18 protein-coding genes are annotated in these 14,659 nt (G+C 66.0%); 8 read left to right on the top strand and 10 right to left on the bottom strand.

Annotated features, from left to right (window positions below; all coding sequences use genetic code 11):
• Positions 1 to 236: 236 nt before the first annotated feature.
• The 3 genes from QZ189_RS08135 (at position 237) to QZ189_RS08125 (ending at position 942) form a co-directional block, all read left to right on the top strand.
• Positions 237 to 386, top strand: coding sequence for a hypothetical protein (locus QZ189_RS08135; RefSeq protein WP_296419195.1), 150 nt, complete (start codon positions 237 to 239; stop codon positions 384 to 386).
• A gap of 116 nt (positions 387 to 502) precedes the next feature.
• Entirely contained in the window at positions 503 to 715 is a 213-nt protein-coding gene (locus tag QZ189_RS08130) for a hypothetical protein (RefSeq protein WP_010313856.1), read from the top strand.
• A complete protein-coding gene (locus QZ189_RS08125) occupies positions 712 to 942 on the top strand; it encodes a hypothetical protein (protein ID WP_029626059.1) in 231 nt (76 codons plus the stop codon). Before QZ189_RS08130 ends, QZ189_RS08125 begins: the two co-directional genes overlap by 4 nt.
• Here QZ189_RS08125 and mraY read toward each other — a convergent pair.
• Both mraY and QZ189_RS08115 read right to left on the bottom strand, forming a co-directional pair.
• Complete coding sequence (mraY, locus tag QZ189_RS08120; protein ID WP_296419197.1) at positions 925 to 1,986, bottom strand: phospho-N-acetylmuramoyl-pentapeptide-transferase; 1,062 nt, start codon at positions 1,984 to 1,986, stop codon at positions 925 to 927. The genes QZ189_RS08125 and mraY overlap by 18 nt on opposite strands.
• Before the next feature lie 44 nt (positions 1,987 to 2,030).
• Positions 2,031 to 2,306, bottom strand: a complete 276-nt coding sequence (locus QZ189_RS08115) for a DUF3134 domain-containing protein (protein WP_010313850.1) — start codon at positions 2,304 to 2,306, stop codon at positions 2,031 to 2,033.
• Positions 2,307 to 2,408: 102 nt separating this feature from the next.
• Here QZ189_RS08115 and QZ189_RS08110 point away from each other — a divergent pair, with 102 nt between their 5' ends.
• Both QZ189_RS08110 and QZ189_RS08105 read left to right on the top strand, forming a co-directional pair.
• Positions 2,409 to 2,660: a hypothetical protein gene (locus tag QZ189_RS08110; RefSeq protein ID WP_247476655.1), complete on the top strand. Its 252-nt coding sequence runs from the start codon at positions 2,409 to 2,411 to the stop codon at positions 2,658 to 2,660.
• The gene (locus tag QZ189_RS08105; RefSeq protein WP_010313846.1) at positions 2,660 to 3,859 is read left to right on the top strand and encodes an argininosuccinate synthase; all 1,200 of its coding nucleotides are present in this window, start codon (positions 2,660 to 2,662) and stop codon (positions 3,857 to 3,859) included. Before QZ189_RS08110 ends, QZ189_RS08105 begins: the two co-directional genes overlap by 1 nt.
• A gap of 8 nt (positions 3,860 to 3,867) precedes the next feature.
• Here QZ189_RS08105 and QZ189_RS08100 read toward each other — a convergent pair whose 3' ends face one another.
• From QZ189_RS08100 to QZ189_RS08085, 4 genes are all read right to left on the bottom strand, one after another.
• Positions 3,868 to 4,176, bottom strand: a complete 309-nt coding sequence (locus QZ189_RS08100) for a hypothetical protein (RefSeq protein ID WP_247476659.1) — start codon at positions 4,174 to 4,176, stop codon at positions 3,868 to 3,870.
• Positions 4,177 to 4,252: 76 nt separating this feature from the next.
• Positions 4,253 to 4,621: a 30S ribosomal protein S6 gene (rpsF, locus tag QZ189_RS08095; RefSeq protein WP_029626057.1), complete on the bottom strand. Its 369-nt coding sequence runs from the start codon at positions 4,619 to 4,621 to the stop codon at positions 4,253 to 4,255.
• 88 nt (positions 4,622 to 4,709) lie between these two features.
• Positions 4,710 to 5,171 (bottom strand): Tic20 family protein, encoded by a 462-nt coding sequence (locus tag QZ189_RS08090; RefSeq protein ID WP_010313838.1) that lies wholly within the window; start codon positions 5,169 to 5,171, stop codon positions 4,710 to 4,712.
• 26 nt (positions 5,172 to 5,197) lie between these two features.
• Entirely contained in the window at positions 5,198 to 6,079 is an 882-nt protein-coding gene (locus QZ189_RS08085; RefSeq protein ID WP_296421499.1) for a shikimate dehydrogenase, read from the bottom strand.
• An 83-nt stretch (positions 6,080 to 6,162) separates the two neighbouring features.
• On the opposite strand from QZ189_RS08085, the gene dnaK reads away from it, so the two are divergent.
• A complete protein-coding gene (gene dnaK, locus QZ189_RS08080; RefSeq protein ID WP_010313834.1) occupies positions 6,163 to 8,058 on the top strand; it encodes a molecular chaperone DnaK in 1,896 nt (631 codons plus the stop codon).
• 127 nt (positions 8,059 to 8,185) lie between these two features.
• Here dnaK and pstS read toward each other — a convergent pair whose 3' ends face one another.
• Genes pstS through psbQ form a run of 3 tightly spaced genes read right to left on the bottom strand, consistent with a single transcriptional unit; the run spans position 8,186 to position 10,798 of the window.
• Positions 8,186 to 9,181: a phosphate ABC transporter substrate-binding protein PstS gene (pstS, locus tag QZ189_RS08075; protein ID WP_296421498.1), complete on the bottom strand. Its 996-nt coding sequence runs from the start codon at positions 9,179 to 9,181 to the stop codon at positions 8,186 to 8,188.
• A 52-nt stretch (positions 9,182 to 9,233) separates the two neighbouring features.
• Positions 9,234 to 10,268, bottom strand: coding sequence for an FAD-dependent oxidoreductase (locus QZ189_RS08070; RefSeq protein WP_296421496.1), 1,035 nt, complete (start codon positions 10,266 to 10,268; stop codon positions 9,234 to 9,236).
• Positions 10,269 to 10,312: 44 nt separating this feature from the next.
• The gene (psbQ, locus tag QZ189_RS08065) at positions 10,313 to 10,798 is read right to left on the bottom strand and encodes a photosystem II protein PsbQ (RefSeq protein ID WP_010313827.1); all 486 of its coding nucleotides are present in this window, start codon (positions 10,796 to 10,798) and stop codon (positions 10,313 to 10,315) included.
• Between the two features lie 117 nt (positions 10,799 to 10,915).
• Between psbQ and purU the strand changes: the two genes are divergently transcribed.
• Positions 10,916 to 11,788 carry a formyltetrahydrofolate deformylase gene (gene purU / locus QZ189_RS08060; protein WP_296416588.1) on the top strand — a complete coding sequence of 291 codons (873 nt, stop codon included), beginning with the start codon at positions 10,916 to 10,918 and terminating at the stop codon, positions 11,786 to 11,788.
• A complete protein-coding gene (locus QZ189_RS08055) occupies positions 11,785 to 13,077 on the top strand; it encodes an O-antigen ligase family protein (protein ID WP_296418498.1) in 1,293 nt (430 codons plus the stop codon). Before purU ends, QZ189_RS08055 begins: the two co-directional genes overlap by 4 nt.
• On the opposite strand, the gene QZ189_RS08050 is transcribed toward QZ189_RS08055, so the two are convergent.
• Positions 13,074 to 14,600, bottom strand: coding sequence for a radical SAM protein (locus QZ189_RS08050; RefSeq protein ID WP_296421501.1), 1,527 nt, complete (start codon positions 14,598 to 14,600; stop codon positions 13,074 to 13,076). The two genes, QZ189_RS08055 and QZ189_RS08050, sit on opposite strands and share 4 nt — an antisense overlap.
• Between the last annotated feature and the right edge of the window lie 59 nt (positions 14,601 to 14,659).

The raw sequence follows: 14,659 nt of genomic DNA, 5'->3' as shown, positions 1-14,659 counted from the left end.
GTGAAGTAGGCCATGGCTCAGGAGTGCTGACTTGACCGTAGGCGTCCTCGGCAGCTTGCGCCTGGCCAATAAAAAAGGGGGTTGCCACACCCCCTTGAGAATCTCCCTTGCCCGACCCGAAGGTCGTGGGTGAATGATGCGCTGCCTCAAGGCTTTGAACTGTTGCTCTTGTAACGCTCTGCGCTCTCTGTGGGCTCCCGCTGACAGGGTTGGGTGATCAAAACAACCGTTTGGCCATGACTTCAACGGGCCGCGCTGTGCGTTTGATCGTGTTGATCCTGTTGCTGGCCCTTGGGGTGGTGATGTGTACCTGGCTCGGGGATGGTCCGCCCCCTGTGAACAACACAGAGGCGGATGAAGCAATGCCTGCGCTGCAGGCCCAATAGTTCTGATCGCCCTGGACAACCTGCCTGGCTTGCGTAACGATTAAGACCGAACTTCTTGGTTTGGCGGCAAAGCAAAGCAATGCCCACTCCAAAGCGTTGGCAAGCGGTTTGAGTTGATGGAGATCCTGATCCATCTCCCTGCCGTGATGGTCGCTGCTTCGGCGGCTTTCATGGGCTACTCCTATTACTCCGCGGCCGTCCAGCGGGCAGCCAAGCGGGAGCGACTGCGTCAGCCGGGCTATTCCCAGGTCGTGGGCTTCTCGCCTCGAACCCTGGATCCGCAGCGCTCCGATCTGGAGCAGCCTCGCGATTGGGACGTGGCCGCATGAGTCAGCGCTGGCCTTGGCTCGTGCTGTTGCTCTTGGGGACCCTTGCTGCCGTGGTGGCCTGGTTCTGGGTGGACCACCGCCAGGTCTGTGCCCGCTGGGCCTCGATGCAGCTGACAGATGCCGAGGCGATGCAGCAATTGCGCCTGAAGCCTGGCCGCTACAACGCCTATTCCACGGTTCTTGGCTACTGCCGTTACTACCGAGCGGGCTCAGGCCAGCAGCAGTAACCCCAGGGCGGCCAGGGCCGCACTGATCAGCCAGAACCCAACGACAACCTGCTGTTCGGCTGCTCCGCCCAGTTCGAAGTGGTGATGCAAGGGCGCCATGCGGAAGACCCGCCTGCCGACTCCATCGGGGCCCTTGGTGGCTTTGAAGACCCAGACCTGAACGATCACCGAGAGGGACTCCGCCAGGAAGATTCCCCCCATCAAGAGCAGGGCCCAAAGGCTGTCGCTCAGCAGCGCGACGGCCGCGAGGGCGGCGCCCATCGCCAGGGAGCCGGTGTCTCCCATGAACACCCGTGCCGGGTGTCGATTGAACAGCAGAAAGCCCAGCCAGCAGCCGGCCATGGCGGCGGAGAAGGCGGCCAGGGCGGGGTCCCCCTGGTTTCCCCTCAGCATCAGCTGGACCCCCATGCCGCTGAAGACGATGGCTCCGCATCCGGCCGCCAGGCCATCGAGGCCATCGGTGAGGTTGGTGGCGTTGCTCTCCGCCAGAAAGACAAACAGTCCCAGGGGCCAGATCAAGAGGCCCAGCGGCAGGATCCAGCCCAGGGGCAGGGCGATGCTGTCTGTGATCAGTTCATGCCAAGCGGCCCAAGCGAGGAAGCCGCCGGCGCTGAGGGCCTGCAGCAGCAGCTTGCCGCTGGGGGAGAGGCCGGTGTTGTGGCGCTTGGTCAAGCTGCGCCAGTCATCGAATCCGCCGATGGCCATGTAGGCCAGGGTGATGGCCGCGACTCCGGGTAGGCGCAGGTCGCTGGGGGCAATCAGCCCACCGATCAGGACGCCGACAGGCACCACCAGCAGTCCACCCATGGTCGGGGTGCCCGCTTTGCTGAGGTGGCTCTGCGGCCCCTCCTGGCGGATGACCTGGCCCAGCTTGAGGTTCCGCAGGCGCGGCACACCCCAGGCGCAGACCACCGCGCTGATCGCTGCGGCCACGAGCAGGGGCACGGTGAGCTGCGGCGTCCGCGTGAACCAGTCGCAGCCGGCAGAGACCCCAAGCAGCAATAAGCCCAGCAGCAGCGCCAGTTGGCGGCTGTTGCTGGGCATCGAGGCGATGAGCCTGCTGGTGGAGACCACAGAGGTGGGGGGAATCAGTCCTCCCAGTTTTCCTCGTTTTGCTCGTCGTCGGCCTTGTAGTCCTCTTTCTCGCCCATCAGTGCGGAGAGTTCTTCTTCTTCCACGGTGCTGACGTCGCTGGTGGCGGCTTCCTCATCGACCACCAGGCGGCCGCTGGTCTCGAGCCAGCTCAACAGGTCGGGCTCTTCCCGCAGGGGCAGCACCGGGGCGGGCTCGCTGCGGCCGTAACGGGTCAGCGAGGGGTTAATGCCATCCAGCTGGGAGAGGCTGGTGCTGAGGTTGCTGCTCATCGCGTGAGGCCCGTCGGACGTCGGTGTACAGGTTTGCCGGGTTCGTAGCTACCCAGCTGGCGCCAATCCGCCATCCTATCTGAGACTCTCCCCAAGGCTCTTATGACATGGCGGCTGTGGCCGGCTTGGGGTGCAGCCCTGGCCATCAGTGCGGGCTTGGTCTGGGCCGGGAAGCGTTGGAGCACGCCCCTGCTGGAGCAGTCCTGGGCCCTCGCGCGGCCTGAGCTGGCAGCGGTTCTGGCCTTGGCCCTGGTGCTGGTTCCGCCTTTGGGCATGGCCGGTTGGCTGGCCTTCCAGATGATCCGCCACCGCGACAGTGGAGAATCGATCGATTGCGCGCATGGAGAGCGTTGATGGGCCGGGCCAAGAAGGCTGTGCTGGCGTATTCCGGTGGTGTGGATACCAGCGTCTGTATTCCCTATCTCAAGAACGAGTGGGGCGTGGAGGAGGTCATTACCTTCGCTGCGGATCTGGGACAGGGGGATGAGCTTGAGCCCATCCGTCAGAAGGCTCTGGACTCCGGTGCTAGCCAGTCGATCGTGGGTGACCTGATCGAGCCGTTCATCCGTGATTTCGCCTTCCCGGCGATCCGGGCCAACGCCCTCTACGAAGGTCGCTATCCCCTCTCCACGGCCCTGGCGCGTCCTCTGATCGCCCGCCGCCTGGTGGAGATTGCCCGCGAAGTCGGTGCGGATGCCGTGGCCCATGGCTGCACGGGCAAGGGCAACGACCAGGTGCGCTTCGACGTGGCGATCGGCGCTCTGGCGCCGGATTTGAAGGTCCTGACCCCGGCGCGGGAATGGGGCATGAGCCGTGAGGAGACGATCGCCTACGGCGAGCGTTGCGGGATCCCTTCCCCGGTGAGCAAGAAGTCGCCCTATTCGATCGACCTCAACCTGCTGGGTCGCTCGATTGAGGCCGGACCTCTGGAGGATCCCAACGTGGAACCCCCTGAGGAGATCTATGCCCTCACCGTCAGCGTGGAGGCGGCCCCGGAGCAGGCCCAGGTGGTGGAGATCGGCTTCGAGAACGGCAATCCCGTCAGCATCGATGGCGAGCGCCTGGATCCCGTCAGCCTGATCCGCCGCGCCAATGCCCTGGCCGGCAGCCACGGCTATGGCCGTCTCGACATGATCGAGAACCGCGTGGTGGGGATCAAGAGCCGTGAGATTTACGAAACCCCCGGTTTGCTGCTGCTGATCAAGGCCCACCAGGAACTGGAGAGCCTGACCCTGGCGGCGGACGTGCTGCGCAGCAAGCGTCAGCTGGAGCAGCAGTGGGCCGATGTGGTCTACCAAGGCCTTTGGTACGGCCCGTTGAAGGATGCGCTGGATGGCTTCATCGATCGCACCCAGCGCACCGTCAACGGCACGGTCAAGGTGAAGCTGCACAAGGGCAACGCCACCGTCGTCGGCCGCAGCAGCGCCAACAGCCTCTACGTGCCTGACATGGCCACCTACGACGCCGGGGATCAGTTCGATCACCGCGCCGCCGAGGGCTTCATCTACGTCTGGGGTCTGCCGACCCGTCTCTGGGCGAACAGCCAGCGCTAGGGCCTGCTTCAGGCCGCCACTGACGGGTCCTGGTTCTGGGGCCAGAGCGCCCGCACCCGGGATCCCATCCGCGGCTGCGCCGGCTGCAGTGGAAGAACCAGGGGCTCCTCCCGCTGGGAGCCCTGCTGGAGCCGTTCGTTGTCGGCGCTCAAGAGCCGCTGGCGCTCAAGGATTGGCTCGAGCCGCTGGCTGAACTTCCGCTCAAAAATGCCGGGCAACTCCGCCAGCAGGGCCTCCAGTTCGGCGATCTGCTCCTGTGCGCGCTCCAGCTCCTGTTGGCTTTTGGCCAAGGCCGCCTGCAGGTCTTGGTGCTCCAACGGCTGGTCAATAAAAAACCTCCTGGAACCTAACCAAGGCTCCAGGAGGGAACAAGGGGCGAGATGCCTTTCGAGATCAGGCGTCTGCGGTCTGCAGAGCGGCTTCGTCGCTGGTGGCCTGGGGTGCAGGGCCGCTGCGGGGAGCGGGCAGGGGGCCGTCCTGCTTGACGGTCAGGTAGCGGATCACGTCTTCGCTCAGGCGCATGGCCTTCTCGAGAGCTGCCACCTGTTGGCCGTCGCCGTTGTGGGCCAGCTGCACGTAGATGCCTTCCTTGTGCTTGGCAATGGTGTAGGCCAGGCGGCGCTTGCCGCGCATCTGGCAATCCAGAACCTCAGCACCGGCTTCGGTGACGAGATCGCGGTACTTGGTGATATGGGTTTCCACCTCTTCCTCCGGGATGTCCGGACGAAGGATGTACATCGTTTCGTAGTAGGGCTGCGACATGGCTTACGCGATCCGACGTGGACGCCGAAAGGGACGGTGGCTGATGGGGTGGGGGTGAGCCCGGTTCATCAGCGGCGGATCGTCCACCCTACAGCTGCATGCGAACCGCTTCAGACAGGCTGGGGATGTCGGCTTCCTTGCCGCGCAGGCACTGGATGATCCCGAACAGCACCAGCACGAGCATCCCCAGGAAGACGGTGTTGGCCAGGGTCCGCACCGCAAAGTTCCCGCCCAGGGGGGCGAGCAGCAGGTTGAACGCCAGGGACAGCACGATCAGGATGATGTCCAGCAGGATGGCCTGCAGGGCGTTGAAGCGGATGAAGTAGGGGACCCGCTGGTTGCGCACCACGCCCAGAAAGAGCACCAAAAACAGGATGAACCCGCCGAAGGGAATGGCCTGCTCGATCAGCACCAGCGGCAGGGCCGGCAGGCTCAACCACTGCAGAACTGGAAACAGGCTCGTCAGGGAGCGCCCGAAGGGCAGACCATCGCTCCAGGGCAGGAGATAGGTCAGCAAGGCCAGAAGCCGCTGCCAACTGGGGATCGTCATCGCACTCCGTCGCCTTGGGTGTGACGTTAGAGCTGGCGCAGGGCGGCCTGGTGCATGACCTCGACGGGCACCTCGCTCCTGCCGCTCCAGAGGCGCAGGGAGGCGGCCCCCTGCTCCACCAGCATGCGCAGGCCATCCAGGCTGCGGCAGCCTTTGGCCGTTGCCCGCTGCAGCAGCGCGGTCGGCCGAGGTGTGTAGATCAAGTCGTAGACCCAGGCTTCGGCTGAAAGCGCCGCGAGTTCGCTGTCACTGAGGGGGCAGGCCTGGGCGGCGGCGGGGTCCGTGGCCGAGGCCATGCCCACGGGCGTGGTGTTCACCAGCAGATCCGCCTGGGCGAGGGTTGCGGCGATTCCGCTGTCCCAGCTGAGGGTGCTGAGTTGGGGCGCCCAGCTCCGGCAGTCCGCCTGGAAGGCCTCGAGGGCTTCCGGCCGTCGCCCGGCCAGAACGATCTCGGCAAAGCCCAGCTCCACCAGGCCGGCGACGACGGCGCGGGCACTGCCGCCGCAGCCGAGCACCAGCGCCCGCTTGCTGCTCCAGCTGACCTCCCGCAGCGGCGCGCAGAAGCCTTCCACATCGGTGTTGGTGCCAAGCCAGCCGCCCCCCTGGCGTGGCACCAGGGTGTTCACGGCCCCCAGCCGCTCCGCCAGTGGACTGAGTTCGCTGCAGAGCGCCGCGACCGCTTGCTTGTGGGGAATGGTGACGTTGAGGCCGCGGCAGCCCATCGCTTCGAGGGCCTGGATAACGGTGCCCAGCTCAGCCGTTGGCGCGGGTAGGGCCAGGTAGGCCCAGTCCAGGCCCATGGCCTCGAGTGCCGCGTTGTGCATCACCGGCGAAAGGGAGTGGCGCACCGGATCGCCCAGTACCCCCACAAGCGCGGTGCTGCCTTGGATTCGGGCCTCGGCGTTCACGGTGGTTCGGGCACTGTTCGGCAACCACACCTAGCCCCACCCGGGTGCCGCTGCAGAGGATGTCTGCAGTTCAGAGGTCACCCATGGGCAAGGTTGTCGGTATCGACCTTGGCACCACCAACAGTTGCGTGTCAGTCATGGAGGGCGGCAAGCCCACCGTGATTGCCAATGCCGAGGGCTTCCGCACCACGCCCTCCGTGGTGGCATACACCAAAAACCAGGATCAGCTGGTGGGTCAAATCGCCAAGCGCCAGGCGGTGATGAACCCGGAAAACACCTTCTATTCCGTCAAGCGTTTCATCGGACGCCGGGTGGACGAGGTGAACGAAGAGTCCAAGGAAGTGAGCTACGGCGTCGAGAAGGCCGGCTCCAACGTCAAGGTCAAGTGCCCCGTCCTCAACAAGCAATTTGCTCCTGAGGAAGTCAGCGCTCAGGTCCTGCGCAAGCTGGCCGAAGACGCCGGTAAGTACCTCGGCGAGACCGTGACCCAAGCGGTCATCACCGTTCCCGCCTATTTCAACGACTCCCAGCGCCAGGCCACCAAGGACGCCGGCAAGATCGCCGGCCTTGAGGTGCTGCGCATCATCAACGAGCCCACCGCGGCTGCCCTGGCCTACGGCCTGGACAAGAAGAGCAACGAGAAAATCCTGGTCTTCGACCTGGGCGGCGGCACCTTCGACGTGTCCGTTCTCGAGGTGGGCGACGGTGTCTTTGAGGTGCTCTCCACCTCGGGCGACACCCACCTGGGCGGTGATGACTTCGACAAGGTGATCGTTGATCACCTGGCCGACACCTTCAAGTCCAACGAAGGCATCGATCTGCGCAGTGACAAGCAGGCCCTGCAGCGCCTGACCGAGGCCGCTGAGAAAGCCAAGATCGAGCTCTCCAGCGCGACCCAAAGCGAGATCAACCTGCCGTTCATCACGGCAACCCCCGAGGGCCCCAAGCACCTCGACCTGACCCTCACCCGGGCCAAGTTCGAAGAGCTGGCCTCCAAGCTGATCGACCGTTGCCGCGTGCCCGTCGAGCAGGCCCTGAAGGACGCCAAGCTCGCCTCCTCCGAGCTGGATGAGGTGGTGATGGTGGGCGGTTCCACCCGCATCCCCGCGGTCCTCGAGCTGGTGAAGCGCGTCACCGGGAAGTCCCCCAACCAAACCGTGAACCCCGATGAGGTGGTGGCCGTGGGTGCCGCCATTCAGGGCGGTGTGCTCGCCGGTGAGGTCAAGGACATCCTTCTGCTGGACGTCACTCCCCTGTCCCTGGGTGTGGAAACCCTGGGCGGTGTGATGACCAAGATGATTCCCCGGAACACCACCATCCCGACCAAGAAGTCGGAGACCTACTCCACCGCTGTGGACGGTCAGACCAACGTCGAGATCCACGTGCTCCAGGGCGAGCGCGAGATGGCCAGCGACAACAAGTCGCTTGGAACCTTCCGCCTCGATGGCATCCCCCCTGCCCCCCGTGGCGTGCCCCAGATCGAAGTCACCTTCGACATCGACGCCAACGGCATCCTGAGCGTCACCGCCAAGGACAAGGGCAGCGGTAAGGAGCAGAGCATCTCCATCACCGGCGCCTCCACCCTCAGCGACAACGAGGTGGAGAAGATGGTCAAGGACGCCGAGGCCAACGCCAGCGCCGACAAGGAGAAGCGCGAGCGGATCGACGTGAAGAACCAGGCCGAAACCCTGGTGTATCAAGCCGAGAAGCAGCTGGGCGAACTGGGCGACAAGGTGGGTGCCGAGGACAAGGCCAAGGTCGAGTCCTCCTCCGCCAAGCTCAAGGAAGCCATCGAGAAGGACGACTTCGACACGATGAAGTCCGAGCTCGAAACCCTGCAGCAGGCGCTCTACGCCGCCGGTGCCGCCGTCTACCAGCAGGCCGCTGGTGCGGAAGGCGCTGCCGCTGGTGCACCTGGTGCTGATGCTGGTGCCGCCGGCGATGACGTGATCGACGCCGAGTTCACCGAGTCCAAGTGATTCAGCGCTCACGCCCGTGAGCCATGACCCCCGGCTTCGGCCGGGGGTTTTTTGTGTCTTGAAGCCCTTCAGCAAAAAAGCCCCTCTCCAAGCGGAGAGGGGCTTTGGGGATTAGACGCTTCGGGTCTTATTCGCCGATGCTGGCGACGGCGGCCCGTGCTTTTTGGAGCACGTTGGCCGGCAGGCTCACGTAGCCCAGGGCCGGGGCATTGGCCTGAGCTGCATCGCTGAGGGTGTAGTTGAAGGCCTGCTGCAGGCTCTTGAGCTTGTCGCCGTTACCGCTCTTGTAGAGCAGGATCCAGGTGAAGCTGACGATCGGGTAGCCCGCCTTGGGATTGGGGTTGCTTCCGGTCAGGTTGGGGCCCAGATCGATACTGCCCAGGGCCTCAGCTGCTGCTTTGGTGGTGGGCTTGGCATAGCTGCCGCCCGCGTTCTGCAGGGCAGCCGCCTGTAGATCACCGCGCACATAGGAGCTCTCGACGTAGCCCAGGGCGCCCTTGATCTGCTGCAGGCTGGCGGCCATGCCCTCGTTGCCCTTGGCGCCAAGACCGATGGGCCACTTGATTGATTTTCCGGAGCCCGGTCCCGAGGCCCAGGCGGGGCTGAAGGCCGAGAGGGACTTGGTGAAGTTGTAGGTCGTGCCGGAGCCGTCGGAGCGGTAGACCACCTTGATGGCCTGATCAGAGCAACCCAGGTCGCTGTAGTTGGTGATCTTGCCTTCGAAGATCCCCACCAGCTGCTGTTGGGTCAGCTTCAGTTCGCAGCCGGGGTTGTTGTAGGCCACGGCAATCGCACCGGCGGTCATGGGGACCTGCACGGCACCGCGCTTGATCCCAGCGGCGTCCTCGTCGCTGAGGGGTTTGTCGCTGGCGGCGAAGTCAACGGTGGCGGCCTCGAACTGGCGGATGCCAGCGCCTGAACCCACCGACTGGTAGTTGACCTTCACCTCGCCCTTGGCGGCCAGGTCCTGGAACCAGCGCAGGTAAATCGGAGCGGGGAAGGTGGCTCCGGCACCCTGCAGGCGGGCGCTGGATGCACCGCCGCCAGAGCCAGATCCGCCGCAGGCCGTCAGGGCCAGGACGGCCAGGAGGCTCAGGGGTACCAGGGTGCGGGTGCGAAGCATCGTCGGCAGATGTCGACAAGAGCCCCAAGGCTAAAGAAGCCCCCTCCAGTGGTCAGCCTTGTTCGATCTGCTCAGCCACCCAGGCGGCCGTGGCCGGAGCCAACAGGACGCCATTGCGGTAGTGGCCGCTAGCCAGCAGTAATCCCGGTTCGAGCTGCTCCAGCAGCGGTGCGGGCCGGCCCAGGGGACGGGCCCTCAGCCCCTGCCACTGACGCAACACCGTGGCCCGTTGCAGCCAGGCTGGAGCCTGGCCGTCGAGCTCGCGCAGGGCAAGCAGCTGCTCGGGCTGTCCCTGCCGTTGATCGATTTCCACCGTGGCGCCGAGCCAAAGGCGTCCCTGGGGCCGCGGCACCAAGTTGATGCCGCTCCAGCTCAGGCTCCCCGGCCAGTTGAGGGGGGCCTGATCACCGTCTGTGAGTTGCAGCTCAAGGGCCTGGCCGAGCACCGGGTGTTGGGGGCGCTCGTGGCCCAGGGGCTCCAGCAGCGCTGAACTGCTCAGGCCGGCACTGAGGACGACCCAGTCGTAGGACCCCTGTCCGCCGACGACGCGCCATTGGCCGCTTCCGCTGCGCTCCAGCCCGCGGACCGCCGTCGCGTTGAGCTGGACCCCAAGCCGTGCCCCGTCCTCCTGCAGCGCCCGCATGGCTGGGATGGGATCGAGTTGGCCATCCTCCGGGGAGAGAAGCCCCCCGAGGGACGGTTGGGGGATGAGCGGCCTGAGGGCCACGAGTTCTGCGGGATCCAGCAGGCGCAGGTCCTGCCGCTGCTCCGCCAGTTGGGCCTGCGCCTCTTGCTCGGCCGCCGTGGTGGCGAGCTGCAGGAGGCCGGGGCGAAAGGGCAGGACATGGCCCCGCTGCTGGAGCTCCTCCCGCCACTGCCGCCAGAGGGCGTGGGACTGCTGCCGCAGCCTCCAGCCCCGGCCGCTGCTGCGGCGAAAGACGCGAGCCATCAACAGCCCCAGGGCCGCGCTGCTGCCGGCGTCTGCGCCTTGGGCTTGCCCCAGCTGGGGGTCAAACAGCGTGACCTGATGCCCGCTCCGCTGCAGGTGCCAGGCCACAGAAAAGCCCACCACGCCGGCTCCGATCACGCAGATCGAGGAGGGCCGGCTGGTGGGCAGGGGGTTCAGCGGATTCAGATCTGCTTGAGGTCGGACTGAACCTGCTCAGGAAGGATCTGGGCGTAACGACCGAAACCGCTGGCGACCTTGATGTAGGACTTGCTGAGGTTGTTGGCGTCCTGCAGACGGGCGGCTTCGTCGAGGTCGGCCAGGGCGGCCTTCAGATCGGTGGCCAGCTTGGTGGCCTCAGCGCGGTCGCCGGGCAGCAGACGCTGGTTGATGTAGAGCATCTCGCGGCCCACTTCCTGCATGGGGCCGTGGATCAGGTTGCGGGTGAAGACCCAGTTGCGCTCATTCACCAGGGTGGCGAGCTCAGGCAGGCGGTCGCGCGCTGCCAGGAAGCCTTCGGCCTGGCGCTCGATCACGGTGATGTCGTCAGCACTCAGGGTGGGGGCCTTCGCTTTGGCGCCACCGCAGGCGGTCAGGCCAAAGCTGATCACCAGAGCGAGGGCCGCCAGGGCCAGTCGCCGCAGGCCGGAATAGAGCGGTTGAGCAGCCATTGTTGCTGAGCTTGATTGCGGGACTTTACCCAGGGCAACTGGCCTGGGAGCTCTCCATAACGAGCTGCAACGGCTTGAACGGCAGAATTCAGGTCTCCCGGGCTTTGACGCCATTCCATGACGGCTGCCACCGCCATCCTTCAGATGATTTGCCCGGACCAGCCGGGTCTTGTGCGGGAGCTCTCCGGTTGGGTGGCGGGCAACGGCGGCAACATCGTCCACGCCGATCACCACAGCGACCAAGGGGCTGGTCTGTTCCTGAGCCGCATCGAGTGGCAGCTCGAGGGGTTCGGGTTGCCCCGGGAAGCGATTGCTCCGGCGGCGGCCTCCCTGGCGGAGCGCCTGGGGGGTGAACAGAGGGTCACCTTCTCGGATCAGCGCCCGCCTGTGGCGATCTTCGTCAGCAAGCAGGACCACTGTTTCTTGGATCTGCTCTGGCGTGTGCGCACCGGCGAGTTGCCGATGCGGGTGCCGCTGGTGGTCTCCAACCATCCCGATCTGGGTTCGATCGCCGAGGAGTTCGGCGCCCAGTTCGCCCATGTGCCGATCAACAACGCCAACCGCCAGGAGGCCGAGGCCCGTCACCTGGAGCTGCTGAAGGAGCACGGCATTGAGTTGGTGATCCTGGCCAAGTACATGCAGGTGCTGACGCCAGCCTTTTTGGCGGCCTTTGACCCGCCGGATGCCTTCCACCGGGTGATCAACATCCACCATTCCTTCCTGCCGGCCTTCATGGGGGCGCAGCCCTATCACCGGGCCTGGGAGCGGGGGGTGAAGTTGATCGGGGCCACCGGGCACTACGTGACCGATGAGCTCGATGCGGGCCCGATCATTGCCCAGTCCACCGTCAACGTGAGCCACCGCGATGAGGTGGAGGATCTGATCCGCAAAGGCCGCGATACCGAGCGTCTGGCCTTGGCACGGGCGGTGCGCTTGCATCTGAAGCGACAGGTGATGGTCTACCGCGGCCGTACAGCGGTGTTCGAATGACCCAGCTCTGGCGCAAGCCGCTGCAGGCCGGTTTGGTGTTGCTGGATGGGGAGCGGCCGGCGGCGGCGACCCTCTGGGGTTGGCGTTGCTTCCAGGTCGCCCTGCTGCTGCTGCCGGCCAGTGCGCTTCTGGCGGGGTTGCTGCTGTTTGTGGCCTTGATCCTGGGGAGTCGTCAGCCGACCGCCTGGCGGGACGATCGGGTCAATTGGCTGCTGGCTGGCATCGGTCTGTGGATGCTCCTGGGCTGCTTCACCGCCTCCAGCGGCTGGCTGGCCTGGGTGGGCCTGGGTAATTGGCTTCCGTTTTTCTGGGCGTTCTGGGCCTATCAGCCCTATCTGGCCACACCGGAGGCCCGGCGACGGGTGGCCCTGTGGCTGGTGGCCGGCACCGTTCCGGTTCTGGGGACCGGCTTTGGCCAGATGGTGCTCGGCTGGAGCGGCCCCTATGAACTGTTGGGTGGGGCGATCGTCTGGTGGATCCGCGGTGGTGGCAATCCGCCTGGGCGGCTCTCGGGCCTGTTTGATTACGCCAACATCACGGCGGCCTGGCTGGCCTTGAGCTGGCCTTTGGTGCTGGCGGCCTTTCTGCAGCACTGCCGCCGCTGGCGCTCCGGCCCGCTGGCCTTTGGGCTCTGGGGCATCAGCTTTGCCCTGGTGGTCACCCAGGTGGCCGAGATGCTGGCTACCGATTCCCGCAACGGCTGGGGTGCCCTGGTCCTGGCGGTGCCGATCGTGCTGGGCCCGGGGCGCTGGATTTGGTTGTTGCCCCTGCTGCTGTTGGCGCTGGTGCCGGTGGCTCTGGCCACCCTGCCGGGGGTGCCGGCGGTGATTCAGGCCCCCCTGCGGGAGATCGTTCCCCAGTCGATCTGGGGACGCCTGAACGATTTCAATTCCCATGGGGAGCGGCCCCTGGCGTTGACGCGTCTGAGTCAGTGGGGCACGGCCCTGGGGCTGGTGGGCGAGCGTCCTTGGCTGGGCTGGGGGGCGGCGGCCTTCAGCGTGATCTATCCCCTGCGGACGGGCCATTGGCATGGCCATCCCCACAACATCGCCTTGGATCTGGCCCTCAGTCACGGTCTGCCGGTGGCCGTGGGTCTGGTCGGTCTGGTGCTGTGGCTCTTGATCCGCGGCGTGAGGCTTGGCATGGCCAGTGGCGCGCTGTTTGAGCGGGCCTGGTGGGCCGCGGCGCTGGTGCTGGTGGTGCTCCATGCCACCGACATCCCGATGTACGACAGCCGCCTGAACATCGCCGGTTGGATCCTGCTGGCGGGTCTGCGCTGCCGGCTCTAGGCCAGGGCTTCGTCGTGGTGCTTGCGCAGGGTGGCCTTGGGTAGGGGACCCTTGAGGTGCTCCCAGGGCAGGACCCGATCGGCGTCCCATGCCCCGTGGATGACCTCCTCCCAGGGGGGCAGGGGCGTCTCGGCTTCGCGGTAGGCCTGCTTCCAGCCGCCGAGTTTTTCGTGGCGGCCGCGCACCGCGGCGATCACGGGTGCAAGGCGCCGGTCGCTGCGGGAGAGCAGCGCCTGAATCACGCTCCAGCCGTAGCTCTCGGGGCGCAGGTCGATGCCCTTGGGCTTCAGCCGTTTGGCCAGGAGTTTCAGGCGTTTCTCGGCTTCGGGGCGGACGCCCTGCCATTGGAAGGGGGTGTGGGCCTTGGGCACAAAGGTGCTGACCCCGAGCGATAGGCGCAAGCCTGGGGTGGCCTTCTTGAGCTGCAGCAGCAGGTCGGCGGTGGCCTCAACATCGTCCTCGGTTTCCGAAGGCAGGCCGGCCATGCCGTAGAGCTTCAGGCCGCTGAGGCCGCCTTCTTTGGCGTAGCGGGCCGCGGCGTAGATCTCCTCGGTGGCCAGCTTTTTGTTGACCACCTCGCGCATGCGCTCGCTGCCGCTCTCGATGGCGATGGTCAGGGACTTGCTGCCGCGTTTGGCCAGGATCCGCCCGAGCTCGGGGGTGACGGTGGCGGCCCGCACGGAGCTGACGCTGACCCGGGTGTCGTCAAAGCGGTCCTGATCGAGCCACTGCAGTAGGTCGCCAAATTGCGGGTGCTGGGTGACCGAGGCCCCCAGCAGTCCCAGCCGTTGGGTGGCGCCTAGGCCCTTTTCCACGGCCGGGATGAGCCCGTCATCGAGGCTCGGCGTGCGGAAGGGCAGGGTGAGATAGCTAGCCAGGCAGAAGCGGCAGAGCTCCGGGCAGCTGCGCACCACCTCGACCATGTGAATGGAGGGCCAGGCCGCCTCCGGGGTGATCACCGTGGAGTGGCTCAGGGTGTTGCCGCGCCAGGTCTGCTTTTCCACGGTTTCGGGAATGCCGGCCTCGATCGGTTCGATCGCCAGCAGGTCACCGCCCTCGCCGTAGCGGGGGGCATAGAGCGACGGGACATAGACACCGGGCACCTCCGCCAGGCGCCGCAGCCGCTGCTGGCGCGGGGCGGTTTTGCAGTCCTGCAGGGCATCGATAAAGGCCGGCAGCAGCAGCTCGCCATCGCCGAGCAGCACCGCATCAAAGAAGGGCGCTAGGGGTTCTGGGTTGGCGGTCAGCACCGGCCCCCCGCCGAAGACGATCGGATCGTTGTCTCCGCGTTCGCTTGCCCAGATCGGGATGCGCTGTTGCTCCAGCAGATCCAGCAGCACCGGCCCGTCGAGTTCCCAGCTCAGGGACAGGCCAAAGAGGTCGCAGTGGCGGTGCTGCGGATCGCCCTGGTCGGTGAACAGCCGCCGCACATCCACATCGGTGCGCTGGGCCAAGGTCGCCCAGACCACCTGGTAGCCCAGGCTCGTGATCCCCACGGTGTAGGTGCTGGGGAAGGCCAACACCGCCCGAAGGGCACCCTGCTGCGCAGCAGCTGGCTCAAACAGCAGGGTTTCTTGGTTCA

The organism is Vulcanococcus sp. CPBay_Sum15L08_68 (assembly GCF_017855895.1).
In the GTDB taxonomy this organism is placed as follows: Bacteria; Cyanobacteriota; Cyanobacteriia; order PCC-6307; family Cyanobiaceae; genus Vulcanococcus.
Note: the sequence above shows the minus strand (reverse complement) of the source record. Positions and strands in the feature narration are given on the sequence as shown.